We start from the raw sequence: 12466 nt of genomic DNA on the forward strand, positions 1-12466 counted from the left end.
TGTTATTTTTTAGCTTATCCATGAAGTTTGTAAAATCGTATTGACTTCATAATGAATTGATAAGAACAGTTTCTACATTCTGTAGCCATCAAATGGAAAGGTTTAGTCTTAACTTTATGGTCCCATCCTAACAATAGGAATTAGCAAAACACTATCACTATGGACCCAAATCCTACCCTCAAAGGTCGTGGAGCACAAATTAACGTACCCAATCGTTTCTTTGAATTAAGCCATGAAATGCGTGATGATTTTCTCGAATACTGCGCCAAGGAAGGTGAAGAGACCGATAAAAACAAAACGCTCTTTCTTGAAGTATTCCCTAAAACGATTGTCAATAAGGTTAAAAGTCCTGATGTAGGAATGGGTTACTCCATGAATATGTATCAAGGTTGTGAACATGGCTGCATTTATTGTTACGCACGCAACACGCATGAATTTTGGGGATACAGTGCAGGTTTGGATTTTGAGCGTCGGATTTTAGTAAAAAAAGATGCACCACTTCTTTTGGAAAAATTCATCAAAAGAAAAAACTGGCAAGCACATCCCATTGTAATGTCGGGCAATACGGATTGCTACCAACCCGCTGAAAAGCAATTTGAAATTACCAGAAATTGTTTGGAAGTATTTTTAAAATACAAACATCCGGTGGGCATTATTACAAAAAACGCATTAATCTTACGTGATTTGGAGCTTCTAAAAGCCTTAGCGAAAGACAATTTAATTGCGGTCAACATCTCCATAACGTCACTTTCTGAAGAGACAAGACGTATTCTGGAACCCAGGACCGCGACCATTAAAAAACGATTGGAAACTGTAAAAATCTTATCAGAAAATGGTATTCCGGTAAATGTGATGATGGCTCCCATTATTCCCTCCATTAACAGTCATGAGGTCTTGACGTTGGCTAAAAAAGTTTCAGAAATGGGCGCTTTGAGTATGGGCCACACCATTGTGAGATTAAACGGCGCCATTGGTGAAATATTTTCAGATTGGATCCATAAAACGATGCCTGATCGGGCAGATAAGGTACTGCACCAAATAGAAAGTTGTCATGGCGGAAGTTTAAACGATTCCCGTTATGATATCCGAATGCGTGGCGAAGGAGAAATCGCAAAACAAATAAACGACATGGTCAAACTGGCAAAACTCAAATATTTTAAGGATACATCGATGCCAAAACTAAATACGTCGCTTCACGAACAGTTTAAGGATGGTCAGCTAAAGTTATTTTAATCCTTATATTTGACATCGTATTTTCATGTCCACTTTTAATGAGAAATCAACTTTTATTTTTTGTGTTTTTAATTGGTGCTTTTTCAATAAACGTTCAAGAACCAGACACTTTAGTAAATATATCTACCATTGAACTCAAGCAATTAATTGTGGATAACATGAGGTCAAATCCAAAAACCTCCGTTGATTATTGCAAGTATCTTTTAAAAAAATCTGAAAAGACCAACGATTACGAAACCCAAGGCACGGCTCTTAATTTAATGGGTGAGTCTAACCGCATACTGGGTAATTTAAATCTTGCTTTAGAGAATCAACTGTCGGCAGAAAGCCTTTTAGATAAAGTTGACAATCCAGAATTAAAAGTGAGCGTCTTCAATTCTTTAGGAAACATTCATTCTGATTTAGGAATCTATGACAAGGTCTTGCCCGCATATTTTGAAGCCATTCGTATTGCTGAAGCTCATAACTTCACATTAAAGTCGGTTAGCGTCAAACACAATTTGGCTTATTTTAAAGACCAGATAGGAAACTATAATGAAGCACTTACAATCCTTAAGGAGGGCAGAAAAGTTATTCTTGAAGATGAAAGTGACCTGAATAATGAGATTTTAGCCAAAAATGACATGTTACATGCCATGGTGTTCACAAATTTGAAAGAACCAGATTCCGTTTTATTTTATACAGAACGCGCTATCGCGCAAGCAAAATTTCAAAATGATCAATTCTCTTTGGCCGGAATTTATCGGTTTATGGGCACTGCTTATGCTGAAAAAAATCAATACGAAAAGGCTTTTAAAAACTTATATAGAGCAGATTCATTGAGTCTTGAAATAGGTAATAAAATAACCCTGATGCAAACCCGGTTTTCATTAGCTTCTGTTTATTACAAGGTGAAAAACTATGATGAAGTGATTGCCATCCTGGAAAATTCGGTTGCTTTAACCGAACGCGACAGCCTCAACTATTCAAATAACGACGCTAATTATGAGTTATTGGCAAAGGCCTATAAGGAAAAAGGTGATTACGAAAAAGCAAATTCTAATTTTGAAAAATACATACAAAAGCACAATTCAAAAAAAGATCTCAATCAAATCATTGATACCAATTTCAACCAAAAGAAAATTGAGGAGTTTCAAGCGGAACTGTTCCAACTGAAATCTGAAAAAGACGACCAACATAATAATTTTAAGTATTTGGGATTGGCGGCGACTTTAGTAATTTTCGGTTTACTCATCATCCAACTGAAATTCTATAGGAATAAGAAAAGAAATGAAGAAAAATTTAATGATCTCCAGCTGAGGTTGAACACTTTAAAAACAGAAGAAAAACAGCACGTCGTGGACACCAAAGACGAAGTGCTGGAAGACACGGTTACTTCAGATGTGAGCGACGATGTTACCCAGCAAATTCTTTCAGGTTTGAAAAAACTAGAGGCTCAAGAGTACTTTTTAAAGCAAGAGTGTAATGCTTATAATGTGTCCAAAAAAATTAAAACCAACACCTCTTATTTATCCAAAGTTGTCAATTCGCATTATCAAAAAAATTTTAATACCTATATCAATGATCTGCGTATCAATTATGCTATTGTGAGATTGGAGAATGATTCACGGTTCAGATCCTTTTCAATCCAATCCATTTCCGAAGAATTGGGTTACAAAAGTGCCGACTCATTTACAAAATACTTCAAACAGAATACAGGATTAAATCCTTCCTTTTACATCAAACAACTTAAGAGTTTAAAGTAAACCCTCCTGCTTTTACCCTAATTTTATAAATTTAGGGCTGAGTGATTTCATCTTCATGATTTTGCCCTATTTAGATTTATAAATCTAATAATCAATAACTTAAACCCTTAAAAAGCTTCCCTATTTTTCTAAACGTCGGGAGGCTTGTCTTGTTTTAGGGTTTTATTTGCAAGAAATTTGATTTCAGAAATATGAATCATTTAAACCTAAGTATTATGAAAGCAAAAAAACTCATCCTCATTTTTATCGTCTTTGGAGTGGTTGGATATGGTGTTGGCAAAACGGTCAAAACCTTTAAAAAAAACCATGACCTTACAGATCAGATTCAAACTGTTTTAGAAGACCATTGCCATTGTGAGACCATTGCAAAAACAACGTATTCACACGGAATACAATATAATAAAGACGATGGTTTCACGTCATCAAAAGTGGCCTATGAACTTACTAATTGTGATTATTCCAATTTTGACGATGAAGTTACACGTATTGATAAATTACTAAAAACCAAGGTAGATCGATTTGAAACTATTGATCATATGACTTTGGATTTTATATCTGAAAGTGGTCATCATAAAATAACCATAGCTAACGGTAAAATTGAATAACTATGAAAACAGATCAAAAAACAAATCAAAAAATCAGAACAATTAAATTTCTCTTGGGCATTGTTGCCGGAATAGCTATTTATCTCACCTTAGAATTATTTTTTTAACCTTAAACAACTTATACAATTATGAATACACTCGTAAAAATTATCGTAAGCGCAACGCTGAGCATTCTTTCCTTTACCTTAAATGCTCAGGAAAACAGGAATTCAAATCTTTGGAAAATTGAGGGCGACAACATCAAGACTTCCTATCTTTTCGGAACCATGCACTTAATTCCGCAAAAAGATTTTCTATTGAAAGACAAAGTGAAAGCGGCTTTTGAAGCCTCTGAGCAAGTTGTTATGGAGTTGGATATGTCTGGTCCAGAATTCATGAAAGATATCATGGCCCATTCTTATTTGGAGAAAGGCACAGAAATAAAGTCTTATATGGATGACAGTGAATACGAATTACTGGATAGCTACTTGAAGGAAAAAACGGGAACTGGCATGCAAATGTATAATACCGTAAAACCGTTTATGTTAATGTCTGTTATTTTAATGGCAACGGTAGACGGTCCTATTGCCAGTTTTGAAATGAGCTTGATGCAAATGGCAAAAGAAGCCGATAAAGAAATGCATGGTTTAGAAACATATGCCTCTCAAGTGGCTGTTTTTGATGCTATACCTTATGAGAAACAAATAGATGATCTTGTCGAGATGATTAGCAAGCCTAAAGAAAATGCTGAATTGTTTAATAAAATGGTACAGCTTTATGTATCTGAAGACATTGAGGCGTTATATGGCTATATGGATGACTATATGAAAGGTGACATCAAGATGATGGAGAAATTTTTAGACGAAAGAAACAACAATTGGATTCCGGAGATTGCGAAATTCTCGAAAGCGCAAACTACATTTTATGGGGTTGGCGCAGGTCATCTTGGAGGAGATCAGGGGGTTGTCAATTTGTTGCGAGCAGCAGGGTACACGGTCACTCCGGTATTGGATTAAGATGCCATAGAAGCTATTTCTTAATCAATTTTGTTCAGACCTTTCAGGCTTTAAAAACTTGAAAGGTCTTACTTTATTTACGACCATTCCATTCGTCATGAAATTGCTCAAGAAACTGCGTCATGAATGCATGTCGCTCTAAGGCAATTTCTCTCCCTGTTTTTGTATTCATTTTGTCCTTTAGCAACAATAGTTTTTCATAGAAATGATTGAGCGTTGGAGCGTTAGAAGCTTTATATGCTTCTTTGGACATGTTTAAAGTTGGAGGGACTTTAGGATCGTAGAGTGCTCTGTTTTTAAAACCCCCGTAATTAAACGTCCGTGCAATCCCAATGGCGCCAAGCGCATCCAATCGGTCGGCGTCCTGGACGACATCCAGTTCTGGGGATTTGAATTTTTGAACTTCATTTCCGCCGCCAAAGGATATGTTTTGAATGATGTGGATAACGTGATCAATAACTTCCATATTGACCTTAATTGTTACTAAGAACTCACGGGCTATTTTTGGACCAATCGTTTCATCTCCGTTATGAAATTTGCTATCGGCAATATCATGGAGCAAGGCACCCAATTGAACTACAAAAGTATCAACGTCTTCATTTTGAGCAATCAATAAAGCATTTTTATACACCCGTTCAATGTGAAACCAATCATGCCCACCTTCGGCATTTTTTAATTGGTGTTTTACGAAGGCTATTGTTTTATCTACTTGAACTTTTTTAATTTTCATATAATAGAACGCTGATGACGCGGATTGTTTATGATTTACACCGATAAAATTTTATGACTAAATAATCCTCAATTACTCAATATAATAAATAAAATCAACTGTATCCGAGTTATTTGGCTTAGGAACAGATGCAATAGTGTTTGAACAAATCAATCTGTCGATTCGTTAGAAAATACTTTTCGTTTTATTTGAGGCTTTTTTCCAAAGTTGAGTAAGAGTCCAACTTCTATTTCTGTAGCTTTTAAATAATTTATGAGTTGAAATTCGTGTTCTTCACATAAGGATTCAGCTGCTTTGATTTCAATGATGACAGCTTCAGAAACAATTAGGTCGGCATAATAATCTCCAACTTGCTGTTGCTTATAATAGACCCTAATGCGTTTTTGCTTTTCAACAAAAAGTCCTAAATTTCTGAGTTCTAAAAACATGGCATTTTCATATACTTTTTCCAGAAATCCGTAACCTAATTGATTATATACATTGTAGAAACACTTGATAATAAGTTCTGTAGTTTCTGAATGTTTATAATTTTCCAAAGTGCAATGGTTTTATCTATAAAGAAAGCATTAAAGTTATTGATTTCCAAAAGTAATAGAACGCTGATGACGCTGATGACGCTGATTTTTTATGATTTAAAATTGATAAATTATAAAAACGAAGTTATTAGACCATATAAATCAGTGGAAATCTGCTATATCTGTGTCATCTGCGTGCTATACATAAATGCAACGCTGATGACGCTGAGTTTTTATGATCTAAAAATGTTAAACTATTAAAACGAAGTTATGATTTTTGTTTATGAGACCATATAAATCAATGGAAGTCTGCTGTATCTGTGTCATCTGCGTTCTATAATTAAATGGAACGCTGATGACGCTGATTTTTTTTGATTTAAAAATGATAAATTATTGAAACGAAGTTATGAGTTCTATTTATGAGACCATATAATCAATGGAAATCTGCTATATCTGTGCCATCTGCGTTCTATAAATTAATGGAACGCTGATAACGCTGATTTTTTAGGATTTAAAAATGATAAACTATTGAAACGAAGTTATGATTTTTGTTTATGAGACCATATAAATCAGTGAAAATCTGCTGTATCTGTGTCATCTGCGTTCTATAATTAAATGGAACGCTGATTTTTATGAATATTAAGAGATTATATATGTAAGTGAATTTCTGCTTTATGCTATTTCAGTCTCGCCGGCTCCACCCATTTAAATTGATAGGAGTTTTCTGGAATTTTCATTCGGTCTGCCAGACGTTTCATGCGGTCTGGAAGTTTCATGAGATAGTCTCTTGCTTTTTCAGCATCATCCGATAGGTTTTTAATATTTCCTATATCCCAACGGTTGATCAACTTCTCTAAAATATCGACATAATCTGCAGAGGTATATACCCCAATCCGTTGTGCCGTATTTGAGAATTCTTCAAACGCTGTTCCTATCTGATCTCCAGATTCTCTTAGGAAATGTGCCGGCATGGTGATTTTTTGCTTCATCATGGTTTGAAAGGCCATCATCATTTGATTGGGATCTACTTCGAAAATACGTTCCACAAATTCAGAATACGCATGATGGTGACGCATCTCATCGCCAGCAATAATATTACACATTTTAAAGAGGGACTTATTGCCTTTTTCCTTGGCTATTTTAGCCACACGATTATGGGACACATACGTGGCCAATTCCTGAAAACTGGTATATATAAAGTTTTTATATGGATCTCTATCGGTACCAATATCAAATCCGTCGGCAATTAAATGCTGTGTGGTCTTTTCAATTTCTTTCATGTTAACGCGCCCTGACAAGTATAAATATTTGTTCAGCACATCACCATGTCTGTTTTCTTCTGCAGTCCAGTGGCGCACCCATTTGCCCCAAGAATTTCGTCCTACCTGATCAACGCCTTCCACATCCATCAACCAAGACTCATAGGTAGGCAAAGCTTCTTCCGTAATCATATCGCCTACTAAAACCACCCAGAAATCATAGGGCAGTTCTTTTGATAATTCGCGTATTTCTCTAACCTCATCATAGAACTTGTCACTTTCTGAATTCGGTAAAAAATCAGTGGGTTGCCAAATTTTATCAATCGGAATTAGATATTTTTCTATGAGTGATTCGACGTCTTTTTCCAAGTGCTGCATCACTTCCAATCTCACATTCTTTAAAGACATATTTTTTGGGTTTTAGGGATGAATATTTGAAGAAATCGTCCGCTCAACAGCTTTGATTAATTCTTCCTTATCTACAAAGGTAGCAATTTTGATAGGTTGATGTACCGTGAATTTCAAATGATTTCCAATTCCCATAGGAAATTTCCCGTAGCGTAACATTTTCCACGAATTGTTGATACTTATGGGAACAATGATGCCAGAAGGTACTTTTTTAATCATTATTTCCAATCCTTTGGTCTGAAATGGTTTTGGAACACCCGTTTTACTTCTTGTCCCTTCAGGAAAAATAACTGCGGCATGTTTACTTTTTTCAATATACTCACCAAATTTCATAATGGCAGGCAAGGCTTGCCTAGGATTTTTACGATCAATCAGTACTGAGCCGCCATGGCGCAAGTTATACGACACACTCGGGATCCCTTTGCCCAATTCTTTTTTTGAAATAAATTTAGGATGATGCTTGCGCATGTACCACATAATTGGAGAAATATCATACATACTTTGATGGTTGGCCACAATAATAAGTGGTGTATCCATGGGAATATCATAAGGATTATCAAACGTGAAACGCGTTCCCAAAACATTGAGACAACGTATTAAAAAGAACTGAAGCCAATCTACCGTAATTTTAAGCGCTTGGTAACCAAACACATTATTGGCAACCCATTGGATGGGATGGAATACGATGAGCGTGATTCCAAAACAGATCAAATAAAGCACAGTCAAAGGATAAGCCAATAGTTTTCTCATACTGCAAAATTAATAAAAACTCTAACTAAAAACCTATTAATAAATGGCAATGCCTGATTGTTTTTACATTCCAAAAGAAACGCTAAATTTGCCACCTTGCAGTCTGGATATAATTAAGATTACGGATAAAATTTTTTTCAATTTACCGCATAATGCAATGCGCATGTTTGAAAATGAAGACTTTACAAATTCTCCAATCGCGCCAATATCTTTCTATTGAAGAATAAGCCCTGCTTAAGGGCCCAAAAACCTGACTAACCTTTTCAATTTATAACCACAATACAGTATTTTCGCAAACATGACCCTAAAAAACTAAATGTATGAACGATGATAGTGTAGCTTCTAGGCTTCTAAAAAGCAAACCCCATTTTGATATTCTCGATGGTTTAAGAGGTCTGGCTGCGATTGTAGTTGTTATTTTTCACTTTATGGAAATCATTATTGCCGATTTTAGCGAAAACTTCATTTCGCATGGTTACTTGGCAGTGGACTTCTTCTTTTGTTTATCTGGATTTGTGGTGGCTTATGCTTATGACAACCGTATCGCTGGGATGGGATTAAAAACTTTCATTAAATTGAGACTCATTCGTTTGCAGCCCTTGGTTGTGATTGGCTCTGTTTTAGGTTTGCTTACTTTTTTACTTGACCCCTATACAGATTTGTATGCCATCTATGGTTTTAAAGAAACAGCGCTGATTTTTATTACCTCTACTTTTTTAATTCCCTATCCTGTAGTTTCTGAACGGTACTTCAATCTTTTCAATTTAAACGCACCAAGTTGGTCGTTATTTTGGGAATACGTAGCGAACTTAATTTATGCTACAGTGTTGTTTAAAGTCACCAAAAAAGTGTTGCCTGTATTGGTAATATTGGCAGCGGCGGGTCTATTTTATGTTAGCTATAATTCTGGAGGTTTGCTTGGTGGATGGAGCGGAGACACCTTTTTTGACGGAATGGCTCGGATTTCTTTTTCGTTTTTAATGGGTATGCTAATTTTTCGTTCTAATTGGATCCTTAAGAATAAGCTGGGCCTCATAGGAATGAGTGTTTTACTGTTGCTGACCTTTTTTACTCCACATAATGACCAATGGAATTGGTTAGTCGATCCTATTTTAGTAACCTTCTATTTTCCATTAATTGTTTCATTAGGAGCAGGAGCGCATTTAGCCAGTAAACATCATAAAATCAATAAGATTTCTGGTGATATTTCCTATCCTCTTTATATGACCCATTATCCATTTATGTGGATCTTCGCCAGTTACGTTGTCGCGGAAGCGCCCAGCGTTACGGAATTGAGCTGGGTAATTCCTATTTCAATAGTCTTGCTCATAGGGTTATCCTACTTGGTAGCGGTATTTTTGGACTTGCCGATCAGGAGTTATTTAACAGCCAAATTAAAAGCAAGAACTGGTCGATAATATTAATAAAAACACCTACATATAGCAGAAGGTAATGCTCTTCATGATTATAAAATGAAAGACCAATAAAAAGCAAAAACCACGATAAATTTACCGTGGTTTAAAACTTTTCAATTTAAAAACTTAAAGCTACATGCTTTAAACTTTTTAGCAATGCTGATTATAGGCATCTACAAGGTTCTCTGCAATCAATTCTGCTGGTCTGCCTTCAATGTGATGACGCTCTAACATGTGGACCAATTCACCATCTTTAAACAAGGCCATGCATGGTGAACTTGGAGGAAACGGAACCATATGTTGTCTTGCCTGGTTCACGGCATCCTTGTCAACTCCCGCAAATACGGTTACAATATGGTCAGGACGTTTGGCATTTTGTAAACTTACTCTTGCTCCTGGACGTGCATTCGCTGCCGCACAACCACAAACTGAATTCACGACCAACAAGGTGGTGCCTTCTTTCGCTAAAGCCGCATCAACCTCTTGAGCGCTATGTAATTCTTCAAATCCAACTTTGGTCAAGTCTTCTCGCATTGGTTTTACTAATTCTGCTGGATACATATATTTTAGTATTAAAGATTAATTATAAGTCCCGAACTTCGGGTCTGCAAAGATACAAAAAAATGAGGCTGATTATATAAGTTACCCACATGAGTTTAAATGCGTTCATTTCACGTTTCCGCAGAATTTTAAGAAACAATTTTGAACTTAAAAAGACTAACTATAGTATCTTTGAACTATTAAAATTTAAAATAAATAGATGAGCGTTTCAAAATGGATAGGTGCAGGCATAGGGTGGTCATTTGGTGGCCCGATAGGCGCCATTATTGGATTGGTATTAGGAACTATTGTAGATTCTGTTGCTAAGAGTGGTACACCACTTTTGGGCGATTGGCAAACCAAGCAAAAATACGAACCCACCTACAGAACTCAAACCCAGTCACGTCCACAAACACAACCCGGCGATTTTGAAGTGAGCCTTTTGATTTTGGCGTCGGTAGTCATCAAAGCTGACGGGCACCAAGACCAAAGAGAATTGGATTTTGTACGTCAACAGTTTGTAAATATGTACGGACAGGAACGTGCCAACACTGCTTTTAAACTGTTCAAAGGCATCAATCAGCAAGAAATTCCGGTGCGTCAAGTTTGTATGCAGATCCAACAGATGATGGATCATGCGTCACGCCTTCAATTGCTGCATTTTCTTTTTGGGATTGCAAAAGCCGATGGAATGGTTATTGAAAGCGAAGTAAGTCAGATTTATACCATTTCTGGTTATTTGGGCATCAGCTCCCGCGATTTTGAAAGCATCAAAGCGATGTTTTATGATAGCAGTGACAATGCCTATAAGATTCTTGAAATTACAAAAGAAGCCACAACGGATGAAATTAAGGCCGCCTACAGAAAAATGGCTAAAAAATACCATCCAGATCGCGTGATTCATTTAGGCCCAGAGCATCAAAAAGGTGCTGTGGAGAAATTCAGACAAGTCCAAGAGGCTTATGAAAAGCTACAAAAGGAGCGCCGGTTCTAAATTTTTAAGCCCAATCTATTTAATTGTTTTAAGGTCAGTGAGTTGTTTTAAAAGATGAAAATTCTCTTACTTTAATACCTTTTACTAGACTTGATATTCTTCTCTTCTCATAAAAAATATTGAGATGATAATTAGGAACTTCTACTCTCTTGATTTTTTAATTCATCTCACCTGCAATCTCCAAAAATTTGTTAATTTAGTTCTTTTATAAACTGTCATTTTCTTGATGTTTCAATACATCTTCAAAATCTTTTAAATCCTATATTATGCAATTAATTTTAAGACCTTATATATTAAAACTGAAGCACACCTTTACCATCTCTAGAGAGTCCCGTGATGAGCAACCTTCATTAATTGTGGAATTAAAGGAAGATGGACATTCTGGATTTGGTGAAGCCACGTCAAATCCTTATTATAATGTGACCATTAAAGGCATGATGAATGAGCTGAAACAATTGGAACCGCTGATTGCTGATTCCTCTGGAATGGCTCCCGAAGAATTTTGGGAGAAAATGGCATCACAATTACCAAATAATAAATTTGCTTTGTGCGCCTTAGATTTGGCCTATAACGATTTGTATGCAAGAATAGAAGGCAAGAAATTATATGAATTGTGGGATTATGATACCAGTCATAATCCGCTCACAGATTATACCATCGGAATCGATAGTATCGAAAAGATGGTCTTTAAAATGAAGGAATTGGATTGGCCTATTTATAAGATAAAGCTTGGTTCAAAACATGACATTGCAATAGTTCAAGAACTCCGTAAGCATACCGATGCTATTTTTAGAGTAGACGCCAATTGTGGTTGGACTGCAGATGAGACCATCACCAATGCCAAAGCCTTAAAAGAATTAGGGGTTGAATTTATTGAACAACCTTTACCTGCTGACGATTGGGAAGGTCATAAAAAAGTCTTCAATGAATCAGTATTGCCGATAATTGCCGATGAGAGCTGCCAAGTGGAAGCAGATGTCGAAAAATGCTACCAACATTTTCATGGTATAAACGTCAAATTGACCAAATGTGGCGGGGTCACTCCAGCACGGCGCATGTTGGTAAAGGCCCGACAATTGGAGATGAAAACCATGGTAGGCTGCATGACCGAATCCACCGTAGGTATTTCAGCAATTGCACATTTATTACCACTTCTGGATTATGTAGATATGGATGGTCCACTGCTATTGGCAGAAGATATTGCCACAGGCATCCGTATAGAAAATGGTAAAATTCTCTATAGCGATCTTAATGGTACTGGTGTTACCTTGCTGTAA

The 12466-nt window shown here is 36.3% G+C and carries 12 protein-coding genes; 7 read left to right on the plus strand and 5 right to left on the minus strand.

All coding sequences use genetic code 11. The features are described 5' to 3' along the window. Positions 1-159 precede the first annotated feature (159 nt). From G525_RS0110430 to G525_RS0110450, 4 genes are all read left to right on the plus strand, one after another. Positions 160-1233 (plus strand): PA0069 family radical SAM protein, encoded by a 1074-nt coding sequence (locus G525_RS0110430; RefSeq protein WP_027126129.1) that lies wholly within the window; start codon positions 160-162, stop codon positions 1231-1233. Positions 1234-1271: 38 nt separating this feature from the next. Further along, positions 1272-2978, plus strand: a complete 1707-nt coding sequence (locus tag G525_RS0110435) for an AraC family transcriptional regulator (protein ID WP_027126130.1) — start codon at positions 1272-1274, stop codon at positions 2976-2978. 215 nt (positions 2979-3193) lie between these two features. Beyond that, entirely contained in the window at positions 3194-3583 is a 390-nt protein-coding gene (locus G525_RS0110440) for a hypothetical protein (RefSeq protein ID WP_157491919.1), read from the plus strand. Between the two features lie 128 nt (positions 3584-3711). Then, on the plus strand, positions 3712-4578 hold the full coding sequence (locus tag G525_RS0110450) for a TraB/GumN family protein (RefSeq protein ID WP_027126132.1): 867 nt from the start codon (positions 3712-3714) through the stop codon (positions 4576-4578). A 73-nt stretch (positions 4579-4651) separates the two neighbouring features. Here G525_RS0110450 and G525_RS0110455 read toward each other — a convergent pair whose 3' ends face one another. The 4 genes from G525_RS0110455 to G525_RS0110475 all read right to left on the minus strand — a co-directional run bounded on the left by G525_RS0110455 (position 4652) and on the right by G525_RS0110475 (position 8240). Then, entirely contained in the window at positions 4652-5308 is a 657-nt protein-coding gene (locus tag G525_RS0110455; protein ID WP_027126133.1) for an HD domain-containing protein, read from the minus strand. A 149-nt stretch (positions 5309-5457) separates the two neighbouring features. Continuing rightward, entirely contained in the window at positions 5458-5844 is a 387-nt protein-coding gene (locus tag G525_RS0110460; RefSeq protein WP_027126134.1) for a GxxExxY protein, read from the minus strand. Positions 5845-6500: 656 nt separating this feature from the next. Continuing rightward, positions 6501-7490 carry an acyl-ACP desaturase gene (locus G525_RS0110470; RefSeq protein WP_027126136.1) on the minus strand — a complete coding sequence of 330 codons (990 nt, stop codon included), beginning with the start codon at positions 7488-7490 and terminating at the stop codon, positions 6501-6503. A 12-nt stretch (positions 7491-7502) separates the two neighbouring features. After that, on the minus strand, positions 7503-8240 hold the full coding sequence (locus G525_RS0110475; RefSeq protein ID WP_027126137.1) for a lysophospholipid acyltransferase family protein: 738 nt from the start codon (positions 8238-8240) through the stop codon (positions 7503-7505). A gap of 320 nt (positions 8241-8560) precedes the next feature. On the opposite strand from G525_RS0110475, the gene G525_RS0110485 reads away from it, so the two are divergent. Beyond that, positions 8561-9658: an acyltransferase family protein gene (locus G525_RS0110485; RefSeq protein ID WP_027126138.1), complete on the plus strand. Its 1098-nt coding sequence runs from the start codon at positions 8561-8563 to the stop codon at positions 9656-9658. Positions 9659-9805: 147 nt separating this feature from the next. Here the strand turns inward: G525_RS0110485 and G525_RS0110490 are convergent, their stop codons facing one another. Next, positions 9806-10216, minus strand: a complete 411-nt coding sequence (locus tag G525_RS0110490) for a BrxA/BrxB family bacilliredoxin (RefSeq protein WP_027126139.1) — start codon at positions 10214-10216, stop codon at positions 9806-9808. A 199-nt stretch (positions 10217-10415) separates the two neighbouring features. Between G525_RS0110490 and G525_RS0110495 the strand changes: the two genes are divergently transcribed. Beyond that, complete coding sequence (locus tag G525_RS0110495) at positions 10416-11189, plus strand: TerB family tellurite resistance protein (protein WP_027126140.1); 774 nt, start codon at positions 10416-10418, stop codon at positions 11187-11189. A 266-nt stretch (positions 11190-11455) separates the two neighbouring features. Beyond that, positions 11456-12466: a dipeptide epimerase gene (locus G525_RS0110500; RefSeq protein ID WP_027126141.1), complete on the plus strand. Its 1011-nt coding sequence runs from the start codon at positions 11456-11458 to the stop codon at positions 12464-12466.

The organism is Gelidibacter mesophilus DSM 14095 (assembly GCF_000423005.1).
Classification (GTDB): Bacteria; Bacteroidota; Bacteroidia; order Flavobacteriales; family Flavobacteriaceae; genus Gelidibacter; species Gelidibacter mesophilus.